We start from the raw sequence: 21,808 nt of genomic DNA on the forward strand, positions 1-21,808 counted from the left end.
CCGACCCGTGACCGGAGGGATGCAACTGCAATGGACCGCTGTTCCCGAGCGCGGCGTCCCGCTACGCGGGCGAACGCCGCTACAGGCGCGCACGGGCAATGAACTTCGCGGCGTTGCCGCCGGAAGTCAACTCCGGCCTCATGTACCTCGGCGCCGGCTCGGGGCCGATGCTGGCCGCTGCGACTGCCTGGAGCGGACTGGCGACTGAACTGCATACGGCGGCAGCAGGTTACGAGTCCGTGGTTGCCGAATTGACCAGCGGGGCATGGTCGGGCCCCTCGTCGGCGGCGATGACGGCCGCGGCCACCCCCTTCGTGGCGTGGTTGAACACCACCGCCGGACAGGCGGAACAGACTGCCCTACAAGCCAAAGCGGCGGTGGCCGCCTACGAGGCCGCGTTCGCCCTGACGGTTCCTCCGTCGATCATCGCGGCCAACCGCGCTCAGTTGCTGACGTTGCTGGCCACCAATCTGCTGGGCCAGAATGCCGCGGCGATCGCGGCCACCGAAGCCCAGTACGGCGAAATGTGGGCGCAGGACGCCACCGCGATGTACAGCTACTCGGCCCTGTCGACGACCGCCAGGGAACTGGAGCCGTTCGCGCCGCCGCCGCAGACCAGTAACCCGGCCGGACCAGTCGGCCAGACCGGCGCTCAGGCCAATCCCGCCGCCAACCTCGCGCAGACGGTGTCGTCGCGGCTGGCCTCCACACTGGCCGGGCCCGGCTCGGCGGAGGCCGCGCCGGGGTTGCCCGGCATGGCATTGCCGAGCGACATCCCTTCTGGATTCTTCGACTGGATGGGCGTCATCGCCGACGAGACGGCCCTTGGGATCGCCCTGCCGATGTCGATCCTCGGTGTCTTCCTCGCCGGCGCGGCAATGCATTTCGCGGAGCAGGACTCCCAAGAGATCTTCGACACGCAGGACATCCTGCGCGGCGGCCAGCGCAGCATCTTGGAGGCGTTGGGCCAGTTGGGTGGAGTCGCGGAACTGCCGGGCACGGATACGCTGCGCATCCCGCACGTCCCGGTGGTGGCGTCCAGGGGCGAGGGGTTTCCGCTCGGGGCGCTTTCGACGCCGATCAGTTGGGCCGAGCTGGCCCCCGAGATCCGCCATGCCAGCTTCTCGACGCCGCTGGGCGCCGCCCCCACGTCGGCGGCTGGGCTGGGCACCGCATTCGGCCAGATGGCTCTGGCCGGTATGGGCGGCAGTGCGTTGGCCGGCGCCCTGAACCAGCGCCGCTCGGATTCCGGGAAGGCGACTGTGGCCGCCGCATCCACGGGGGGCGGCAAGCCGTCCTCGGATTCGGCCGAGCAGACAGCGGTGGCGGTGGCGCATGCTCCGCTGAGCTCGGTGGTGGAGTTGGCGGCCGGGATCCGCGAACTCGGCGAACTGCACGACGCCGGCTATCTGACCGGCGAGGAGTTCGCCGCCCAAAAGCGCCGGCTGCTGTCCCGGTGACCCCCTAGGGCCGCGCACCACTTAGCGGCGGCGCGACCTCAGGTAGTCACCGACCACCGCCGCGCCCAGACCGTCGAGTTCGGGCACCACGACCCGGCCCTCGACCCGACGCGCCACCTGGTCGATGAAGCGGGCCAGCCCGGGATCGTCGCCGAGCCGGAAGATCGTCACCTGGGCACCGAGCCGGGCGACGTCGTCGAAGCCCCTGACGGTGTGGGCGATGGTCCGCGGGTGGGGCGGGTAATCGAAGAACACCGAGGGGCCCGTCGTGCCGCGGCCGTCATAGTCCTCCAGGTGTGCCGTCGGCTCGCCGTCGGTGACCACCAGCACCACCGGCTGGGCGTTGGGATGGCGGCGCAGGTGCCGGCCGGCTAGCGCCAGCGCATGGTGCAGATTGGTGCCCTGCTCGTAGACGCCTTCCAAGCCGGTCAGCTCGGCGGCGGTCACCGTGCGCGCGTAGCGACCGAACGCGATGATCTGCAACGCATCTGAGCGGAACCGAGTGCTGATCAGGTGGTGCAACGCCAGCGCGGTGCGCTTCATCGGCAGCCAGCGGTTGTCCATCACCATCGAGAAGGACGTGTCCACCAGCAGCGCAACGGCAGACTGGGTGCGAGTCTCGGTCTCGGAGACCTCGACGTCGTCAACGCTGATCGACAGCCGACTGCGCGTGGCGGCCGTGCCCGGTTCGGCTACTTGGCGCAGTACCGCGTTGGTCAGGGTCCGGGTGACGTTCCACGGCTCGGTGTCGCCGAACTGCCAGGGCCGGGTCGCCCCGGTCAGCTCGCCGGCCGCCCCGGCCCGGCGGTGGTCGCGTTCGCCGCGGCGCCCCGAAAGTTGCCGCGCCACATCGCGCAGCGCGGTCTCGCCGAGCCGGCGCATCGCTTTGGGCGACAGCCGCCACTGCCCGTCGGAGCTGCGGTCCAGGAACCCTTGGTTGAGCAGTGCACGTTCCAGTTCGGCCAGGGTGCGCGCGTCCACGGCGGCCTGGTCGCCGAGTTGGCGGGCCAGCGCGTCAAGGTCGACGTCGTCCATGCTCGCGCCCGGATACGCCTGCGAGAGCTGCTCGGCCAGCTGCTCGAGCTCGGCGATATCGGCCAGGGCCTGGGCGCCCTCCCCCATGCCGAGCGGGTTGTTGCCGGAGAACTCCGACGAACCGGTCCAGTCCTCTCCCGGCCGCGCCGCCTGCAAATGCGCGTCCAGACGTCCCAGCGCCTGCTGCAAGGCCGGGGAGCCGAACGCCTGCTCGGCCAACGCATCCAGCTCGGCACGCTGCTCGGCGCTCAGGCTGTTGCGGAAGCGCTGCGCTGCGGCCGCCCGCTGGGCCAGCGAATCCAGCAACTCCTCGACATTGCGCGGGTTCTCCGGGAAGAACTCGCCGTGCTTGTCCATGAACTGCTGAAAGTCTTGCTGGGTATCTTCGCCGCGAGAGTGCTTGTCCAACAGGTCGTTGAGGTCGTCGAGCATGTCGCTGACCCGTTGCCGGTCGGCGTCGGTGGCGCCTTCCAGTGCCTGCTTCATGCCGGAGAAACGCTGGTCGAGCATCTCGCGGCCGAGCAGGTCTTTGATCTTCTCGTAGGACTCGCGGGCCTCGCTGCTGCGCCAGTCGTAGTCGGCCAGCTCCTGCACCGCTTTGGCCGGCGACGGCGACAGCCCCTCGATCTGCATCTCGGCGAAGCGCGCGTCGTCGTCGAGCGCGCGGGCCAGTTCTTTGCGTTCGGCGAGCACCGCTTCGTCAAGCAGCTTCTTGACGTCGGCCAGGGTTCCGTCCAAATTGTTGCGGCGCAACAATTCCCGACGACGCCGTTGCGCCTCGGCGGCCAGCTGGTCGGCTCCGGTCAGGCTCTTGGTGCCGCGGCGGAGCAGCTCTTGCAGCGCCCGCCGTGGCGAGGTCCCTTCCATGACGTCGCGCCCGATCTCCTCCAGCGCCTCGGCCAGGTCGACCGGCGGCGCCAAGGGATCCGGCCCACCGGAGTAGGCCGAGTACCGGGAGGAATGGCTTTTAGCCATAGACGGTTTCGCCCTCGTCGGAGGTCTTGTCGATGCGCTTAGCCAAATACAGTGCTTCCAATGCCAACTCGAGCGCCGCGGCGCGTTCGCCGTCGGATTCCGCACCCAGGCGCTGCGCGACGGCGTCGATCACCGGCAGATCCGGCAACGCCGCCAGCACCGCCTTGGCTGAGATCCGCTCTCCCGTGGTCACCGTCGCGTTCTCGACCGCCGCCACCAGCGGGCCCACGTCGATCCCGCCCAGTGCCCGCGATGCGGTATCGGCGGTGGCTCGGCGCAGCAGGTGCTCCAGCACTGCCTGCTCGCGACCCTCCTCGCCAGATTCGAATTCCAGTTTGCCGCGCAACACGTCGACGATCGTGCTCAGGTCCACCACTCGGGCCACCGGATCGGTTTCGCCCAGCAGCGCGCCGCGGTGCCGCGCCGAAGCCGCGACGGTTTCCGCGGCGGCGATCGCGAAGCGCGCCGAGACGCCGGAGCGCTGATCCACCGAGCGCGACTCACGCAGGTAGCGGGCGAATCGGGCCAGTACCGCCAGCAGGTAGTCGGGCACCTGTGCACTCAGATGCGCCTCTTGGGCGATCACGCCGACCTCGGCGTCCAGTTCCAGCGGGTAGTGGGTGCGGATCTCGGCGCCGAAGCGGTCCTTGAGCGGGGTGATGATGCGGCCGCGGTTGGTGTAGTCCTCCGGGTTGGCGCTGGCGACCACCAGCACGTCCAGCGGCAGCCGCAGCGTGTAGCCGCGCACCTGGATGTCGCGCTCTTCCATCACGTTGAGCATCGCCACCTGGATGCGCTCGGCGAGGTCGGGCAGTTCGTTGACGGCGACGACGCCGCGGTGCGCCCGCGGGATCAGTCCGTAGGCGATGGTCTCGGGGTCACCGAGGCTGCGTCCCTCGGCCACCTTGATCGGGTCGATGTCGCCGACCAGGTCGGCCACGCTGGTGTCGGGGGTGGCCAGTTTCTCGGTGTAGCGCTCGCTGCGGTGCCGCCACGCCACCGGCAGGTCGTCGCCGAGCTCGGCGGCCCGGCGAATCGACTCGGGTGTGATCGGCGAGTACGGGTGCTCGCCGAGTTCGGCGCCGGCGATCACCGGGGTCCACTCGTCGAGCAGCCCGGTCAGCGCTCGCAACAGTCGGGTCTTGCCCTGACCGCGCTCGCCGAGCAGCACGATGTCGTGACCGGCGATCAGCGCCCGCTCCAGTTGCGGCAGCACGGTGTCCTCGAACCCGAAGATGCCGGGCCAGATGGCTGCGGCGTCGTCACCGTCGCCGAGTCGGGCCAGCAGGTTCTCGGCAATCTCCTGCTTGACCCCCCTTTCGCGATGGCCGGCGGCGCGCAGCTCACCGAGAGTTTTGGGCAGATCGTGCGGGGCATTCGGCGCGGTCACCACTCCACGCTACGACGGGCGCGAAAGTCCGTCACGATGTCCTGTGTTTATCCGGACGCCCAATACCCGATACCCTGGGTACCGTGAACTTTCCGGAATGGCGTGAACGACCGGCTCAGACCTATTTCGGTCCGGCTTCCTGGCAGGCCCGACTGCTGGCCGCGGCCGCAGCCATCTTTCTGCGCACTTCGATCGCAGTGCTGACGTTGGTCGGCATGGTCGTCAACCGGTTCTGGCCGGCGGGCTTGCAGCGCGCACGCCTCGATCTCATCGACCAGCCGATGCGCTACATCCGGGCACTGCCGGGCACCGAGGTGACACCGGAGCGGTTGACCGACTGCCCGGCGGAGTGGGTGGTGGCACCGGAGGCTCGCGACTCGAACCGGGTGATCGTCTACTTCCACGGTTCGGCACTGGTGACGCTGGGCCTCAATTCGCACCGCCGTTTCGCCAGCAAGCTCTCCGCGGTCACCGGCGCGAAGGTGTTCAACGTCGGCTACCGCTTGGCGCCGCTGGCCGGCATCGACGAGGCTGTCGCCGACGGCCTGTGCGCCTACCGCCGCGTGCTGGATGCTGGTTTCACCGCGGATCGCATTGTGGTGGCCGGAGATTCAGCCGGCGGGCTGATGGCGGTGAACACCGCCCTGGCCGCACGCGACGCCGGGCTGCCGGCGCCCGCAGCTCAGGTCTTGATGTCACCGCTGACGTCGTCGGACATGGAGATCAAACGACAGGCCGCGCGCACCCACCGCGACCCGTTCTTCCCGTTCATGGCGTTCATGTTCATCTACCGGGTGTTCGCCACCGTGAACGGCACCCGCGAACTGCCGGTGATGCCGCCGGAGGCAGAACTGCGCGGGCTGGGACCATTCCTGCTGCAGGTCGGCAACGACGAGATGCTGCGCAACGACACCTTCGTGCTGGCCGACAAACTCACCGCCGCCGGTGTGCCGAACTGGGTTCAGGTTTGGGACCGCGCGTTGCACATGTTCCAGCTCACCTTCGACTTCAACCCCGACGCTCGGCGGGCAGTCGCCGAGATCGCCGACTTCGTGGAGTACGCGGTGGCCGACGCTGCGCCCAGCGCCGAGTCGACTCTCGGCGCCTAGGCCTGCCCCTGCAAAAGGGCCAGCAGCAGCGGAATGCGGTTGGCCTCGATCTCGGGCTGCGGCAGCACCGCGCGCACGATTGCCGCACCATCGAAGGTGTTCGTAAGCAATGCAACCAGATTCGGGAAGAGCTCCGGCGGAAATGCGTCCGCGGTGGGAATCGCCCGGGCGGCGTCGCAGATCTTGTCGCTGTAGTCGGCCAGCACGTCCTGCAAGACGGTGCGCAGTTTGTCGTCGGTGCGCGCGGCGATCAGCAGCTCGTAGACCACCGCATTGGTGGCGTTGGCGGTCAAGTCACGCAGTACCGTCAACACCGCCTCCAGCGCCGGCACGTCCGCCGGGATCTGAGCGACCTGTTTCCCAAACAGCTCCAGCTGACGTCGCAGCACCTCCTGTGCGGTAGCCGCCATGAAGTCGCCCATGGTGCCGAAGTGGCGGAACAACGCCCCATCGGATACCCCGGCGCGCGCGGCGATCACCTTGGCCGACGCCCGGGCGTAGCCGATCTCGGAGATGGTGGCGATGCTGGCGTCGAGCAATCCAGCGACGGTTGTCTCGCGGCGCTCCTGCTGAGTTCTGGCCATGCGCTAGACCGATTGCAGCTCACGGGATCCGGCGCGCAGGAAACGGCCAGACTTCACCGTCGCTCCGTAGCCGTCGCAGAACTGCCCGTTGCGGAACACCACGGTGCCACCCACGCCGGTCACGACGACCGCATCGTCGTTGCGGTTGACCATCCGGCTCAGGTCGCCGTAGAACGGCACCTTCTCCTCGTGGTAGCCGTCGACGGCGTCGGTCAGACCCGCCGGATCGATCACCACGAAGTCCGCGCGGTCACCTCGGCGGAGCGTGCCGGCGTCGAACCCGAACCAGTCGGCGACCTCGGAGGTCAGCCGATACACCGCCCGCTGGACGCTCATGAACGGCCGGCCGGCGGCCTCGGCGTCGCGAACGCGCTTGAGCAGGCGCAGCGAGAAGTTGTAGAAGGCCATGTTGCGCAGGTGTGCTCCGGCGTCAGAGAAGCCCATGTGGATCACCGGCTCGTTGGCCAACTTGTCCAGCTGCTTGGGCCGGTGGTTGGCGACGATCGTGGTCCAGCGGACGTTGCGTTCGCCGTTGTCCACCAACACGTCGAGGAACGCATCCAACGGGTGCAGCCCGCGCTCCTCGGCGATCTGCCCGAAGCTCTTGCCGACCAGGCTGGCGTCCGGGCATTCGACGATCACCGCGTCGTGGAAGTCGCGGTGCCACAACGACGGACCCAGCTTCTTGCGGTCGAAGGCCTTGCGGAACTTGCGGCGGTATTCGGTGTCGGCCAGCAGCGCGTTGCGCTCCAGCTGGTCGCGCAGGTGCAGCGCGGCGGTTCCCGCACCGAATTCCTCGAACACCGGCAGATCGATTCCGTCGGAATACAACTCGAACGGCACCGGCAGGTGCTGGAACCGAACGCTGGAGCCGAGCACGGCGTTGAGCAGCCGGGCACCGGGACCGAAGACCCGCACCGCGCCCGGCGCCGACTTGGCGTCCGCGGAGACCAGCAGGCTCATCCGGACCCCGCGTCGCCGGCCGAACATCCCGCTGCTGGTCAGGAAGAAGTTCAACGCCGTCAACGGGTTTCGGACGTCGGGCGCGCTCTGCAGCATCCGGCCGCGCTTGCGCAGCACCTTGATCAACCGCCGGCGCTCCCGCCAGGTGGCGAACGTCGACGGCAGCGCCCTGGACCGGAACCGGTCGCCGTCGAGCTTGTCGATGGGGGCGTCCATCCCGGACATGCCCAGCAGTCCGGCTTCAAGGCCCTGATCGAGCAGCGTGGCCATCTTCTCCAGCTCGGCATCGGTCGGGACGACGCCGTCGGTGGTGGCGCGGTCCAAGCCGAGCACCGCGGTCCGCAGATCCGAGTGGCCGAGCATGGAGCTGATGTTGGGTCCGAGCGGCAACTCCTCGAGGGCGCGCACGTACTCGGCGGGCGTGGACCAGGTCTTCTTGGACTGCAGCGCGTCCAGTACGAATTTGCGCGGGACCGCCTCGACGCGGCTGAACAGGTCGGCGGCGTCCTCGGACTCGGCGTACACCGTCGACAGCGAGCAGTTGCCCAGCAGCACCGTGGTGACGCCGTGGCGCACCGATTCCCGCAGGCCCGGGTCCAGCAGCACCTCGGCGTCGTAGTGGGTGTGCACGTCGATGAAGCCTGGGACCACCCACTTGCCGGCCGCGTCGATCACCTCCGGGCAGCCGGACTCATCCAGCTCCCCGGCGACGATGTCGGCGACGATGCCGTCACGGATGCCCAGGGTGCGGACCTGCGGTGCGTTGCCCAGGCCGTCGAACCACAGTCCGTTGCGGATGATCAGGTCATAGGCCACTACGTCTCCCAACTTCGAGGTTGAGATAGATAGTGAGCGCTGACAATCTTTCTGTCAAGGGGTCGATCCAGGGCGGTTATCCCCAGTTCGGGTTTGATCCACAGATTCGCGTTCTGCCTGCACCAATCCCGGACGGGCGCCATAGAATTAGCACATGCGTTCGAATAGCGGGGAAGCGGTCGTCGAAGTCTTCGACGCACTGTCGGCGGATCTGGATCGAGCGCTGGATCTGGACTTCGAGGCGCTGACCCCGCGGGAATGCCTGGCACTGCTGCGGCGCTGCGAACGGCTGCGGCGGCGGCTTCCTGCAGTGGAACATCCGCTGGTCAACCAACTCGCCGCCACCGACCCCGCCGAGATCGGCGGCAAACCCCGCTGGGTGCTGGCCGACGAACTCCACATCACCCGCGGGGAGGCCGGGCGGCGTATCACCGAGGCCGCCGAACTGGGGCTCCGCAGGTCCATGACCGGTGAAACCCTGGCGCCGGTATTACCCAGCGCGGCCACCGCCCAACGTGCAGGGCAGATCGGTGCCGCCCACATCGCGGTGATCCGCGCGTTCTTCAGCTACCTGCCCGCCGATATCGACGCGGGCACCCTGATCCAGGCCGAACAGCACCTCACCGCATTGGGCACCGAGTGCCGTCCCGACGAACTGGCCAAACTCGCGCAACGCCTGGCCGACCACCTGCACCCCGACGGCAACTACACCGACGACCAGCGCGCCAAACGCCGCGGTGTGGTGCTCGGCCCCCAAGACCGCGACGGCATGACACCCATCAAGGGCTACCTCGATCCGCAAGCACGCGCCACCCTCGACGCGGTGCTGGCCCGCTGGGCCGCCCCCGGCATGTGCAACCCCAACGATGAGATCCCCTGCACCGCCGGCACCCCCTCACAAATCGCGATCGACACCGATGCGCGCAGTGCGCCGCAACGCAACCACGACGCCCTGACCGCCATGGGGCGCGCCTTGCTGGCCTCCGGAGATCTGGGGCAGCACAACGGGCTACCGGCCACCATCATCGTCTCCACCACCCTGGCCGACCTGGAAGCCGGCACCGGGAAAGCTCACACCGGCGGCGGCACCTGGCTCCCCATTCGTGACGTGATCGCCATGGCCAGCCACGCCCACCACTACCTGCGGATCTACCACGGCGCCAAAGAGCTGGCGCTGTTCCACACCAAACGGCTGGCTTCGCCGGGGCAACGCATCGTGCTCTACGCCAAAGAACGCGGCTGCTCCCACCCGGGCTGCCCCATACCCGGCTACCACTGCGAAGTCCATCACGACCACGATTACGCGAAGACCAGGCGCACCGACATCACCGACCTGACTCTGCGGTGCGGCCCCCACCACCAGCTGATTACCTCAGGCGGATGGAAAACGCGCAAACAACACGATGGGACCACCCAAACCCTGCCGCCGCCACACCTCGACCACGGCCAACCCCGCACCAACCACTACCACCACCCCGAAAAACTGTTGGGCGACAACGGTTCCGGTGCCGACGAAGACGAGGGGCCCTAGCTCAGTGCGCGAAGTGCCGCGCCCCGGTCAGGTACAGCGTGATCCCGGCTTCGGCCGCAGCCGCAGTCACCTCGTCGTCGCGCACCGAGCCACCCGGGTGCACGATCGCCTTCACCCCGGCCGCGGTCAGCGTCTGCAGCCCGTCGGGGAACGGGAAGAACGCGTCGGAGGCAGCCACCGCACCGGCGACCCGCTCGCCACCGCGCTCCACCGCGAGCCGGGCCGCGTCGACCCGGTTGACCTGGCCCATGCCCACACCGATGGTGGCACCGTCGGCGGCGACCACGATCGCGTTGGATTTGACCGCGCGGCAGGCCCGCCACGCGAAGACCAGGTCGGCCAGCGTGGCCGGGTCGGCCGGTGCCCCGGTGGCCAGTGTCCAGTTCGCCGGGTTGTCACCGGCGGCGTCGAGGCCGTCGCGGCTCTGCATCAACAACCCACCGCTGATCTGGCGCCATTCGGTGCCGCCGCGCAGCGGCTCGGAGGCCAGCAGCACCCGGATGTTCTTCTTCCGCGACAAGATCTCGACGGCACCCGCCTGGTAGGCCGGTGCGACGATCACCTCGGTGAAGATGGTGCTGACGTACTCCGCCATTTCCACGCTGACCTCGGTGTTGGCCGCGATAACGCCGCCGAACGCGCTCAACGGGTCGCACTCGTGCGCCTTGCGGTGGGCATCGGCCACCGAGGTCGCCGAGACTGCGATACCGCACGGGTTGGCGTGCTTGATGATGGCCACACACGTCTCTTCGTGATCGAACGCCGCCCGCCAGGCGGCATCAGCATCGGTGAAGTTGTTGTAGGACATCTCTTTTCCGTGCAGCTGCTCGGCCTGAGCCAAGCCCGGCCACGCGCCGGCGTCACAGTAGAGAGCGGCCTGCTGGTGCGGGTTCTCGCCGTAGCGCAGCTGCGCAGCCCGACGATAGGTGCGCCCGTACCACTCCGGCAGCGCCTGGCGCGGCTCTCCGGCCTGTTCGAAGGGTGCCAGCGTCGTCGACATCCAACTGGCGACCGCTACGTCGTACTCGGCGGTGTGCCGAAATGCCAGTGACGCCAAACGCTTCCGCTCGTCGAGGGTGAAACCGCCGGCGTTGACCGCAGCCAGCACACCCTCGTAGCCGAGCGGGTCGACCACTACCGCGACGCTGGGATGGTTCTTGGCGGCCGCCCGGATCATCGAGGGCCCGCCGATGTCGATCTGCTCGACGCACTCGTCCTCGCCGGCGCCGGAATCCACGGTCTCGCTGAACGGGTACAGGTTGACGACCACCAGCTCGAACGCTGCGATCTCCAGCTCGTCGAGCGCCGCGGCGTGCTCGGGCTTGCGCAGGTCGGCCAGCAACCCGGCGTGCACCCGGGGGTGCAGAGTCTTGACTCGGCCGTCGAGAACCTCCGGGAAGCCGGTCACCTGCTCCACCGGCGTCACCGGAATGCCTTTGGCCGCTATCGACTTGGCGGTGGATCCGGTGGAGACGATATCCACGCCGGCGGCGTGCAGGCCGGCGGCCAGGTCGACCAGTCCGGTCTTGTCGTAGACGCTGATCAACGCCCGACGAATCGGTCGCTTGCCGTCGGTCATCCTAGGGTTGCCTTTCGTCCGTTCCAGGTCACGCCGCCGGTCGCCAATGCGGCCAGTACGTCAACCAGGAGCTTGCGCTCCACCTTCTTGATGCGTTCATGCAAAGAGTCTTCGTCGTCGCCGTCGAGCACGGCGACCGGTTCTTGGGCCAGCACCGGGCCGGTGTCGGTGCCGGCGTCCACCAGGTGCACGGTGCAGCCGGTGACCTTGACCCCGTAGGCCAACGCCTCGGGCACCGCGTGCGCTCCCGGGAAGGAAGGCAGCAGTGCCGGATGGGTGTTGACGGTGCGCCCCAGGAACCGGGACAGGAAGTGCGAGCCCAGGATTTTCATGAAGCCCGCCGAGACCACCAGATCCGGACTGTGGGCCGCGGTGGCCTCGGTCAGCGCAAGGTCCCATGCCGCCCGGTTCGGATAGTCACCCATCCGGACGGTGAACACCGGCAACCCCGCCGCCGCGGCAATCTCCACGGCGCGGCAGTCCCGGTCGGTGCCGACGGCAACCACCCGCGCGGGGTAGTCCTCTACCGCCGCGGCCAGCAGCGACTCGAGTAGCGACCCGGTGCCTGAAGCCAGCACCACCATTCGGGCGGGGACGCTGGGAGCCACATGGATCGGTTGCACGGTGACTGAGCCTAACGCGGTGATGATTGCGAACGTAGCGAAGGTGGGCGCCGTGGTTCAGGCGGAGCGCGGCGCTCGATCCCGGGCGACCCGCAGTGCGGCCGCTACGCCATCCGTCCAGATCTCGACCATGTCCCAGGTGACCTCGGGGTGACCGATCGGCTGGGTCATCTTGCCGAGCTTGCTGACCCGCCCGTACGCCAGATCCTGAAAGTCGGGGTCGTCCAACTCGGGGAACTCGTCGTATTCACTGCAGAACCCAGCGCCCGCCAGCTGGTCATAGAGGGCCTCAGCCAGATCATCGGTCAGTCCGATCCTGCACGACTGCGGCGACGGCTCGATCATCTGCATCCCGGCCTCGACGCCGTCCACCCAGATCAGCGCCACGACGTCGAGCACCCGCTCATGGCCCGGCGGCAGGATCAGCCCAGTCAGCAGTTCGGCCCGGGCGCCGGCCAGCATGTGCAGATTCCGCCGCCTCGGCACGCCAGCGGGAACGTTCTTGCCGGCGGGCTCGGTACTCACGACGTCGGTCATGTCGTCCCCTTGGAGTTCGGACGGGTCGGCATTACCCATCCGATCAGCCAACGGCAACATATATAAGGGACCGAAGTCCTCGATTTAGCGGTCGTATCCGTCGTCGTCGGTGAACATCAGGTCTTCGGGGTCTTCCAGCGGGCCCGGCGGCTGCGTCGGCGCGTGCGACCGGAACGGTCGCGGCGGCTCGGGTTCCGGCGTCCAATTCAACTCGCCGTCGTCGGTGACCTCGTCGGCTTGGAAACCCGGTTCGAAGTCCGCATCGAACAGCTCGTCCGGTTCGAAAGGTTCTCCGGCTGAGGCGAGGTCCTCGGGATCGACGTCGGCGATGGGCGGCGGGCTCGGTTCGGAGACCTGTTCGGGCTCCGCCGGCCGCTCCGGGGCGGGCGGCAGCACGCGCTGTGTGCCGGGCACCGCATCAGCCCGGACGCCACCGATCATCACCACCGTCAGGGCTCCGATCGCGGCGAACCAGCCGAACACCGCGGGACCGAACGTCAGTTGATCCACCCCGACGTCGCCGAAGTTGCCCAGCCGTCCCCCACCGGCCAAGCCCAGTACGGCCATCGACACCGCCGCGATCAAGGCGGCGACGGCGACCTTGGCCAGCGCCGGAAGCAGCGGCAGCGGCCGGCGGGCGCACTGCTGGCCGACGGCCACTCCCGAAGCCGCGCCGATGATCAGTAGCGCCACCCACGCGGGACCCAACGGGGGTGCGGGTGCGGCAGCCAGGATCGGCAGCGCAGGGATATCGCCGCCGAGCACGGTGAACGCGCTGAACAGCGCGGGGCCGATGTGTGCGCTCGAGCCGACCGCCATCGCCGTCGCACCGACCAGGACGTTGGGCACATACAGCACCGCCAGCAGGGTCAGGCTGAGCTGGCCGAACAGTGAATCGGTGATCGCGTAGAGCTCGTGCATGGTTCCCCAGTGCCAGACCAGGGACAGCACCGTCACCGCGCCGGCCAGCCCGAACAGTGCCAGCATGCCGGTGATCGCGGCGCGGACCGAGTCCACCAGCCAGTCCGGCAGCCGCGTCTCGGCAAGCGCCCGCCGGCCCACCCGCGTGCCCACTCCCAGTGCCGCTCCGATCGCGTGCACAAGAAACACGTGCGCGAAGGCGCTCAGGGCATGCGGCGTCTGTAGTTCGGTGATGACCGACGCCGCGTCGTGGATGACCGCCAGGGAGACCGCGGCGATCAGCAGTGGCCCGCCCACCGCGGAAGCCACGATCCAGCGGATGACGAACCATGAGGCCCCACGGGCGGTGGCCTGCGCGGTGGTGCGCGCCGTCCCGGCCACCATCAACAGCACCGGCAACAGGGGCAGTGCACCCAGGTCACGGCCGCCGATGGAGACCGGCACCTGGTGCACGGCCAGCCACATACTGGCGATGGCACCGGAAGCCCCGGTCATGTCGCTGTTGGCGATCAGCAACTGCAGCAGCGTCACCGCTGCGATAACCGTCAACGCCACCACGGACGGCCCGAAGGCGACCCGTAGCAGGTCGCGGGTCGGGTTCGAGCCTGGTTTGCCGCCGGTCACCGATGTCACGCTGCGAGCACGTTCAACTCGGCGCGCGGGCGCGGGTTAGGGCTGCGCCGGCCCCGACGAGGCCGAGCCGCCCTGCGACTGCTGGCCACCCGTCGAGCTCTGATCCGAACCGGCTGCGCTGTGGCCACCGGTCGACGCACTCCCCGAACCACCGGACGACGGCGGGTTGTAAGAGGGGAATCCGGTCGGCGGGGTCGGCGGCCCCTGCGGTGCCGCCTGCTGCGCGCCGGAGTTGAAGGCGCCCGACGAAGGGGAGCCCGGTGCCTGCTGGGCGCCGAAGCCGCCACTGGCAGGCCCGGAGGGGTAGCTGCCATACGACGACGGGTAGCCAGACTGCTGCGGAGCCTGCTGACCCTGGTGGCCCTGGTGGCCATAACCCTGCTGGCCAGGCTGACCGTAGTAGTTACCGCCGGGCGGCAGCCCGTACTGCGCGTAGGGGTCGTACTTGGGACGCGGCGCCGGCGCGGTCACCACGCCGGCCTCCAGCAGCAGCGATCCGACCGCGGCGGCGGCTTGCAGAACGCTGAAGATCAGGATCAGCCACAGCCCCCAACCGATGGTGTAGCTGCCGCTGGCATCGGCGACGGTCGAAATAGCCAGCAGCGCACCCAGTGCCGAGACCACGGCGACCACGGCCGTGTAGCTCTTCGCCTTGGGCAGCAGGGCCGCCCCGGCCAGCAGTGCTGCCAGCACCGCCAGCGGAACGGTGTGGCCGGCGTCGCTGAGAATCAGCGGGTAGTCGACGTCGGTGATCGTCACGATCGGCCCGAAGTTCGCCAGGTAGACACCCAGCCCCAACGCAACCACCGCGATCCGGAGGTACTGCGGCAATTTGCTCTCGACTTCGCCGCCCGATTTCGCGAACGACGGGGTCGATGGCCCATACGAGCCTGGTGGTTGAGAAGGCTGGAAGCCGGGGTTCCCGGGCGAGTAGGTCATGACCTCTCCTGTGCTTGTGGCAGGGCGCTTGTGGGCGGTGCGGCGCGCTTCGACCATCCACGCTAGCGCACTTGCGGGCCGAGTCGCTGGGTCAACACTGCGCGACAAGGACCCCCCCGTTGCCCGCCGAATAGGAACACGTTCTAATCGGGATATGGATTACGGGCTCGTGCTATTCACCAGTGACCGTGGAATCAACCCGGCAGCGGCCGCAAAACTCGCCGATGATCACGGCTTCACCACCTTCTATGTCCCGGAACACACACACATTCCGGTCAAGCGACAGGCCGCTCACCCCACCACCGGGGACGAATCGCTGCCCGATGACCGTTATATGCGCACCCTGGACCCCTGGGTCAGCCTGGGAGCTGCCTGCGCGGTGACCTCGCGAGTGCGGCTGTCGACTGCGGTGGCGCTGCCGGTCGAGCACGACCCGATCACGCTGGCGAAATCGATCGCCACGCTGGACCACCTGTCCGGCGGCCGGGTAAGCCTGGGTGTCGGATTCGGTTGGAACACCGACGAACTGGCCGACCACGGCGTCCCCGCCGGACGGCGGCGCACCATGCTCCGGGAGTACCTGGAGGCGATGCGGGCACTGTGGACGCAGGAGGAAGCGTCCTTCGAGGGCGAGTTCGTGAACTTCGGCCCGAGCTGGGCTTGGCCCAAGCCGGTGCAGTCGCACGTTCCGGTACTGGTCGGCGCGGCCGGGACCGAGAAGAACTTCAAGTGGATCGCCCGCAGCGCCGACGGCTGGATCACCACGCCGCGTGACTTCGACATCGACGCACCGGTCAAGCTGCTGCAGGACACCTGGGCGGCCGCCGGCCGCGACGGCGCACCGCAGATCGTGGCACTGGACTTCAAGCCGGTTCCCGAGAAGCTGGCGCACTGGGCTGAGATCGGCGTCACCGAGACGCTGTTCGGGTTGCCGGACAAGTCCGAGTCCGAGGTGGCGGCGTATGTGGAGCGCCTGGCCGCCAAGCTGGGGCTCAGCGCCTAGAACCCGCGCGAAGCCCCACCCGCGCGAAGGTGCGTGTTTGTACGCCGACACGCCCTTCGCGCTGACACTCCGCGCACCCTCGCGGCGCGGCGGGGGCTCAGCGCGGGGAGCAGCGGTTGCCGTAGTCGAACGCGTGCACCGTCACCGGAGCGCCCAGCGGGTCGCCGTCGGACAGCAGCGCCACCAAGTCTTCGTCTTCGGTGGTCGCCAGGAATCGGGTGCCGTCGGCGTCCAGTCGACCGATGATGATCCCGGTCCGGGTGTCCCAGTCGTAACGAACGCTGTAGGTCTCGATGGTGGCCGGCCCCTGGGCGCTCTCGGTGACCGGCACGGCGGGTGCGGTATCGGCCTGCGCCTGCAATTCCGCGCTGCGATCCGGCGTCCACGGCACCGCAGTGGTCGAGTACACCCCGACCGCGTACTTGCTCATCATGCCGCCGTTGGCCCCGACGAACGTGAATTGCCCTGGGACACTTCGCGCTGAGGCGACGGCTTCGGCGATCGCATGCATCGAGTAGTTGTTGCCGGCGCCACCGAAGAAGGGCAACCCACCGGTCAGGGTCAGGCCGCGCGGGTCGTCGGCAGACAGACCGAAGGCGTCGCAGATGGCGAACACCGGGACCGGGAAGCAGCTGTAGAGGTCCATGGCCGCGATGTCGTCGAAGCCGATCCCGGCCATGTCGAGCGCGTCGGTGGTAGCCGTAATAGCGGCCGGATAGGCACTCAGGTCGGGCCGTTCCAGCAGGCGCTGGGCGCGCTGGTCGGCGTGACCGTGCAGGTACACCCAGCGGTCTTCGGGCACACCCAGGCGGCGGGCGGCCTCGACCGACATCACCAGCACCGCGGCGCCCTGGTTGACCTGATCGCGCGCCACCAGCAGCCGCGGGTAGGGGTCGCAGATCATCCGGTTGCCGGCGCTGATCGTGGCCAGCTCATCGACCGACCGTTCCACCGGCGAGGCCGAGAACGGGTTCTTGGCGGCGATCTTGGTCATCGGCGCGAACAGCTCCGCCATGGCCTGCAGGTAGTCGGCGGTGCTCATGCCCAGCCGGGCACGCCGGGCGTTCTCCAGCAGGCCGTACTGCACCGGCGCACCGGTCAGCCCGTGGATGACGGTGTAGCGCTCGACGAAGTCCTCCAGACCGAAGCCGCGGTCTTCGAGCTGGCCGTCGATGGTCTCGGTGAAGTCCGGCTTGTTGTCGGCCTTGGCGAAGTGGCGCAGCGTCGAGGTCGCGTCGGACCCGCACAGCAGCACCACGTCGGCGGTGCCGGCCACGATCTCTTCGGCGAACTCGGTGAGCAGCTTCTGCGGCCCCTGGCCGCCCACCTTGTCCAGCACAGCGCGCGCCGGCTCCGCGCCGAGCAGACGCGCAACCGACCGCGGGAAGTTGTTGGACTTGCCCAGCGGTGCTGGGGCTTTGGGAATCGAAATCTCGAACTGGCGGGTGGCCACCACCGCATCGATGGCCGACGCGATCTGCTCCGAGCTCGCCCCGCAGTCGGCCAACGCCGCCTGTGCGGCGGCTGCGGCCAGCTCCACCGGCGACATCGCGCGGTAGCCGGCGTCGTCGATGCGCTCGGCGGCCTGCCCGACGCCGACGATGACGGGAGTGCGGGGATCGATGCTCATGGATTCACCTCACCACAAATGCCGAACGTGCCGTTTCGTACGACGCGCTGGTGGCGGCGTACGAAACGGCACGAGCGGTGCTGCTGTTACCTACAGGCTCTCGAGGATCTGTCGAGCCAGGGCCGCGGTGGCCGACGGGGTCTTGCCCACCTTCACACCGGCGGCCTCCAGGGCCTCCTGCTTGGCGGCCGCGGTGCCCGACGAGCCGGACACGATGGCGCCGGCGTGGCCCATGGTCTTGCCCTCCGGCGCGGTGAACCCGGCCACGTAGCCGACGACGGGCTTGGTGACGTTGGCCTTGATGTAGGCCGCGGCCCGCTCCTCGGCGTCGCCGCCGATCTCGCCGATCATCACGATGACCTTGGTGTTCGGGTCCTTCTCGAATGCCTCGATGGCGTCGATGTGGGTGGTACCGATCACCGGGTCGCCGCCGATGCCGATGGCGGTGGAGAAACCGAAGTCCCGCAGCTCGTACATCATCTGGTAGGTCAGGGTGCCCGACTTCGACACCAGACCGATGGGGCCGGTGCCCGAGATGTTGGCCGGCGTGATGCCGACCAGGCACTCACCCGGGGTGATGATGCCGGGACAGTTCGGCCCGATGATCCGGGTCTTCTCACCCTTGTCCACGTTGTAGGCCCACGCGTAGGCGCTGTCCTGCACGGGGATGCCCTCGGTGATGACCACCAGCAGCGGAATCTCGGCGTCGATGGCCTCGATCATCGCGTCCTTGGAGAAGGCCGGCGGCACGAAGGCGATCGACACGTCAGCGCCGGTCTCCTTCATGGCCTCGGCGACGCTGCCGTACACCGGCAGCTCGACGGCGTTACCGTCCTTGTCCTTGTGCGAGACGGTGGTGCCGGCCTTGCGGGCGTTGACGCCACCGACGATCTGGGTGCCGGCGGCAAGCATCCGCGCGGTGTGCTTGGTCGCCTCGGCACCGGTGATGCCCTGGACGATGACCTTGCTGTCCTTGTTGACGAAGATCGACATGACTTAAGCGTCCTTTCCGGCGTTCGCCAGCTCGGCAGCCTTGTCGGCGGCCTCGTCCATGGTGGCGACGACGGTCACCAGCGGGTGGTTGGCCTCGGCCAGGATCGCCCGACCCTCCTCGACGTTGTTGCCGTCCAGGCGCACCACCAGCGGCTTGGTCGCGGCGTCACCGAGGATCCCCAGCGCCGACACGATGCCGTTGGCCACCGCGTCGCAGGCGGTGATCCCGCCGAACACGTTGACGAACACGCTCTTGACCTGCTTGTCACCCAGGATGACGTCCAGGCCGGCGGCCATCACCTCGGCGGAGGCGCCGCCCCCGATGTCGAGGAAGTTGGCCGGCTTCACGCCGCCGTGCTTCTCACCGGCGTAGGCGGTGACGTCCAGGGTCGACATGACCAGGCCGGCGCCGTTGCCGATGATGCCGACCTCGCCGTCCAGCTTGACGTAGTTCAGGTCGTGCTCTTTGGCCTTGATCTCCAGCGGGTCGGTGGCGTCCAGGTCCGCGAACTCAGCGTGGCCCGGCTGACGGAACTCGGCGTTGCCGTCCAGGGTGACCTTGCCGTCCAGCGCCAGAATCTGGTCGTCGGGGGTGCGAACCAGCGGGTTGACCTCGACCAGGGTGGCGTCTTCGGCGACGAAGACCTCCCACAGCTTCTGGATGGTCACCGCGGCGGCGTCGAGCACCTCGGCGGGCAGGTGGCCCTGCTCGGCGATCGAGCGGGCGAACGCCAGGTCGACACCCTTGACCGCGTCGACCGGCACCTTGGCCAGGCGCTCCGGCTTGGTGGCGGCGACCTCTTCGATCTCCATGCCACCCTCGACCGAGCACATGGCCAGGTAGGTGCGGTTGGAGCGGTCGAGCAGGAAGGAGATGTAGTACTCCTCGGCGATGTCGCTCGCCTCGGCTACCAGCAGCTTCTTGACAACGTGGCCCTTGATGTCCAGACCGAGGATGTTCTGCGCGTGAGTGAACGCGTCGTCCGGGGTGGCGGCGTACTTCACGCCACCGGCCTTGCCACGGCCGCCGACCTTGACCTGCGCCTTCACCATGACCGGCCGGCCGATCTCGGTGGCGATGGCCTTGGCGTCCTCAGCCGAGGTGGTTACCCGGCCGGGGGTGGTGGGCACGTTGTGCTTGGCGAACAGCTCCTTCGCCTGATACTCGAAAAGATCCATGGGCTCACTGTCTTATTGCGGGTCGCCGGCAAGCCGGCGCTGTCGGATTGTGAGAGATTTAGCTCCCGAGGCACTGTATCGAGAGTGCGGCGGGGTTCCCTCCTCGCGTACCACTGCTGTGGCACATCTCACCGCCAGAAAAACGTGATTCGTTTCACATTAATGACTGGATTCGGCCGATAGCTTGCCAGGCCCCAGCGGGAGTGGTTACCGTCACCAGGTCCAGGTCTTTATAACGTTCTGATCACGACCAGAGGAACTTCCAGACTGATGCAGCACGGTGCACCGATGCGTCCGGTTTCCGGCGGGGCTCTCCCTCGACGTCGAAACGGCGCCACGGCAGCCGCGATCCGGCCTTCGGCTCCCAGCCCCGCCGAGGTCACCGACATCATTCCGTTCAACGAGTTCGGCTGGCCCGAGGACGCCTTCAGCGAAGACACGTTCGACGAGGCCTCCGACGTGTTGCTGGCCCCCGAGCTCGATGACATGACCGACACCGACAACATGCCGGTGCTGCAGCTGGCGTTCCCCCGCGGTGGCTACTCGGAGCGCCACTACCGCCGGCACGAGGTGGCCCAGCCGCCCGCGCGCGGCGGCAAACACCGCAACCAGCCGGCCAGTGCCGTCAAGAGCCGGGTGATGATCGCTGCGATGGCCGCCGGCGCAGCCGCCGCTGCCGCACACGCCGCCACTCACCCGTCGGGCGACACCGTCGCCCGGCCCGCCGTGCTGGCGGCCAGCAAGACGATGCTGAACGACGGCACCACCACCACTTCCAGCCACGGCCTGCAGATGATCACGGTCAAAGCCGCGGCCAACGTCGTCGTGCACAACGAGGAGCTGGCCAAGGGCGTGGCGTACGCGCAGGAGCGCGCCGAGCGGGAAGCCCGGTTGCAACGCCCGCTGTTCGTGGCTCCCACTCAGGGCGCGTTCACGTCGAACTTCGGCTACCGCTGGGGCGTGCTGCACGCCGGCATCGACATCGCCAACGCCATCGGCACCCCGATCCTGGCGGCTTCCGACGGCGTGGTGATCGAGTCGGGCCCCAGCGCCGGTTACGGCATGCTGGTCAAGCTGCGCCACTCCGATGGCACAGTGACCCTCTACGGCCACATCAACCGGTCGCTGGTCAGCGTCGGCGAGCGGGTGATGGCGGGCGACCAGATCGCCGAGATGGGCAATCGCGGCTACTCGACCGGCCCGCACCTGCACTTCGAGGTGCTGCAGAACGGCACCAACCGGATCGATCCGGCTTCCTGGCTCGCCAAGCGCGGCATCAACTTCGCCTAATCTGGAATGGTGAGCGACCGCCACCACCCACCTACCGGCGCAAACCCTTCCGGCCAGAGTCCGGCGAGTTCCCCCAGCCGCATCATCCGTCGGGCGCCCACCGGCGCCATCCCGATCGTCACCTCGTCGTCGCGGATACCGCCGCCCTTCCAGCCCAGCCCAGCGTCGCTGCCGGCGCGATTCCCGTCATCCGGTGTCGCGATCGGCGCCTGTGTGCTCGCCCTGGTGGGCTGCTGGGCCACCTCGGTGGTCTCCACCGACCTGATCGCCAGCTGGTGGCACACCGACCGGCTGTTCTGCGTCGCGGTCGCCTTCTTGAGCCTGGTGTTCGCCGGGACGACGGTGTCCGGGGTGATCATGCTGCTGCTGCGGCGCCCGGTCGGCCGCTACCTGATCGCGGTGGGAGCGGTGGTCGCCCTGCTGACGTTCGGCAGCCTGTTCCTGGCCGGAGCCCGGGTGCCGGGGATCGTGCACGTCATCCCGTTCATCGAGATCGCCACCGTCGCGGCGGCACTGCACCCGGCCACCAGGCGCTGGCTGTTCGGCAGTTAGTGAGCCTCGACGAAGGAGAGGCGAAGCTGGACTGCCGATTCAAGCCCGGCAGTTAGGGAGCCTCGA

The 21,808-nt window shown here is 68.4% G+C and carries 18 protein-coding genes; 6 read left to right on the plus strand and 12 right to left on the minus strand.

The genetic code is table 11. The features are described 5' to 3' along the window. The first annotated feature begins 98 nt into the window (after nucleotides 1-98). Entirely contained in the window at nucleotides 99-1,460 is a 1,362-nt protein-coding gene (locus tag ACJH71_RS00335; protein ID WP_406756066.1) for a PPE family protein, SVP subgroup, read from the plus strand. 21 nt (nucleotides 1,461-1,481) lie between these two features. Here the strand turns inward: ACJH71_RS00335 and ACJH71_RS00340 are convergent, their stop codons facing one another. Next, nucleotides 1,482-3,470 (minus strand): vWA domain-containing protein, encoded by a 1,989-nt coding sequence (locus ACJH71_RS00340; protein ID WP_406756067.1) that lies wholly within the window; start codon nucleotides 3,468-3,470, stop codon nucleotides 1,482-1,484. Then, the gene (locus tag ACJH71_RS00345; RefSeq protein ID WP_406756068.1) at nucleotides 3,463-4,860 is read right to left on the minus strand and encodes a sigma 54-interacting transcriptional regulator; all 1,398 of its coding nucleotides are present in this window, start codon (nucleotides 4,858-4,860) and stop codon (nucleotides 3,463-3,465) included. Before ACJH71_RS00345 ends, ACJH71_RS00340 begins: the two co-directional genes overlap by 8 nt. 83 nt (nucleotides 4,861-4,943) lie before the next feature. Here ACJH71_RS00345 and ACJH71_RS00350 point away from each other — a divergent pair, with 83 nt between their 5' ends. Beyond that, complete coding sequence (locus tag ACJH71_RS00350; RefSeq protein ID WP_406756069.1) at nucleotides 4,944-5,969, plus strand: alpha/beta hydrolase; 1,026 nt, start codon at nucleotides 4,944-4,946, stop codon at nucleotides 5,967-5,969. Here ACJH71_RS00350 and ACJH71_RS00355 read toward each other — a convergent pair. Both ACJH71_RS00355 and ACJH71_RS00360 read right to left on the minus strand, forming a co-directional pair. Beyond that, entirely contained in the window at nucleotides 5,966-6,553 is a 588-nt protein-coding gene (locus ACJH71_RS00355) for a TetR/AcrR family transcriptional regulator (protein WP_406756070.1), read from the minus strand. The two genes, ACJH71_RS00350 and ACJH71_RS00355, sit on opposite strands and share 4 nt — an antisense overlap. A gap of 3 nt (nucleotides 6,554-6,556) precedes the next feature. Then, nucleotides 6,557-8,359, minus strand: coding sequence for an amidohydrolase family protein (locus tag ACJH71_RS00360; protein ID WP_406756553.1), 1,803 nt, complete (start codon nucleotides 8,357-8,359; stop codon nucleotides 6,557-6,559). Nucleotides 8,360-8,486: 127 nt separating this feature from the next. On the opposite strand from ACJH71_RS00360, the gene ACJH71_RS00365 reads away from it, so the two are divergent. Further along, on the plus strand, nucleotides 8,487-9,863 hold the full coding sequence (locus ACJH71_RS00365; protein WP_406756071.1) for an HNH endonuclease signature motif containing protein: 1,377 nt from the start codon (nucleotides 8,487-8,489) through the stop codon (nucleotides 9,861-9,863). Nucleotide 9,864: 1 nt separating this feature from the next. Here ACJH71_RS00365 and purH read toward each other — a convergent pair whose 3' ends face one another. The 5 genes from purH to ACJH71_RS00390 all read right to left on the minus strand — a co-directional run bounded on the left by purH (nucleotide 9,865) and on the right by ACJH71_RS00390 (nucleotide 15,095). Continuing rightward, entirely contained in the window at nucleotides 9,865-11,442 is a 1,578-nt protein-coding gene (gene purH, locus ACJH71_RS00370) for a bifunctional phosphoribosylaminoimidazolecarboxamide formyltransferase/IMP cyclohydrolase (protein WP_406756072.1), read from the minus strand. Further along, nucleotides 11,439-12,026, minus strand: coding sequence for a phosphoribosylglycinamide formyltransferase (gene purN / locus ACJH71_RS00375; RefSeq protein ID WP_406756554.1), 588 nt, complete (start codon nucleotides 12,024-12,026; stop codon nucleotides 11,439-11,441). The genes purH and purN overlap by 4 nt, the downstream gene beginning before the upstream one ends. 96 nt (nucleotides 12,027-12,122) lie before the next feature. Beyond that, the gene (locus ACJH71_RS00380) at nucleotides 12,123-12,602 is read right to left on the minus strand and encodes a hypothetical protein (protein WP_406756073.1); all 480 of its coding nucleotides are present in this window, start codon (nucleotides 12,600-12,602) and stop codon (nucleotides 12,123-12,125) included. Between the two features lie 84 nt (nucleotides 12,603-12,686). Beyond that, the gene (locus tag ACJH71_RS00385) at nucleotides 12,687-14,147 is read right to left on the minus strand and encodes a DUF6350 family protein (RefSeq protein WP_406756555.1); all 1,461 of its coding nucleotides are present in this window, start codon (nucleotides 14,145-14,147) and stop codon (nucleotides 12,687-12,689) included. Nucleotides 14,148-14,192: 45 nt separating this feature from the next. After that, entirely contained in the window at nucleotides 14,193-15,095 is a 903-nt protein-coding gene (locus ACJH71_RS00390) for a DUF5336 domain-containing protein (protein WP_406756074.1), read from the minus strand. A 154-nt stretch (nucleotides 15,096-15,249) separates the two neighbouring features. Here ACJH71_RS00390 and ACJH71_RS00395 point away from each other — a divergent pair, with 154 nt between their 5' ends. Beyond that, the gene (locus ACJH71_RS00395; protein ID WP_406756075.1) at nucleotides 15,250-16,098 is read left to right on the plus strand and encodes an LLM class F420-dependent oxidoreductase; all 849 of its coding nucleotides are present in this window, start codon (nucleotides 15,250-15,252) and stop codon (nucleotides 16,096-16,098) included. A 97-nt stretch (nucleotides 16,099-16,195) separates the two neighbouring features. Here the strand turns inward: ACJH71_RS00395 and ACJH71_RS00400 are convergent, their stop codons facing one another. The 3 genes from ACJH71_RS00400 to sucC form a co-directional block, all read right to left on the minus strand. Further along, a complete protein-coding gene (locus ACJH71_RS00400; protein ID WP_406756076.1) occupies nucleotides 16,196-17,728 on the minus strand; it encodes an acetyl-CoA acetyltransferase in 1,533 nt (510 codons plus the stop codon). A gap of 90 nt (nucleotides 17,729-17,818) precedes the next feature. Further along, a complete protein-coding gene (gene sucD / locus ACJH71_RS00405) occupies nucleotides 17,819-18,721 on the minus strand; it encodes a succinate--CoA ligase subunit alpha (protein ID WP_046286308.1) in 903 nt (300 codons plus the stop codon). 3 nt (nucleotides 18,722-18,724) lie between these two features. Next, on the minus strand, nucleotides 18,725-19,900 hold the full coding sequence (gene sucC / locus ACJH71_RS00410) for an ADP-forming succinate--CoA ligase subunit beta (RefSeq protein ID WP_406756077.1): 1,176 nt from the start codon (nucleotides 19,898-19,900) through the stop codon (nucleotides 18,725-18,727). Between the two features lie 288 nt (nucleotides 19,901-20,188). Between sucC and ACJH71_RS00415 the strand changes: the two genes are divergently transcribed. Beyond that, complete coding sequence (locus ACJH71_RS00415) at nucleotides 20,189-21,190, plus strand: M23 family metallopeptidase (protein ID WP_406756078.1); 1,002 nt, start codon at nucleotides 20,189-20,191, stop codon at nucleotides 21,188-21,190. 9 nt (nucleotides 21,191-21,199) lie between these two features. Beyond that, nucleotides 21,200-21,742, plus strand: coding sequence for a hypothetical protein (locus ACJH71_RS00420; RefSeq protein ID WP_406756079.1), 543 nt, complete (start codon nucleotides 21,200-21,202; stop codon nucleotides 21,740-21,742). Nucleotides 21,743-21,808 lie beyond the last annotated feature (66 nt).

This window comes from Mycobacterium sp. SMC-15, assembly GCF_045310925.1.
Lineage (GTDB): Bacteria > Actinomycetota > Actinomycetes > Mycobacteriales > Mycobacteriaceae > Mycobacterium.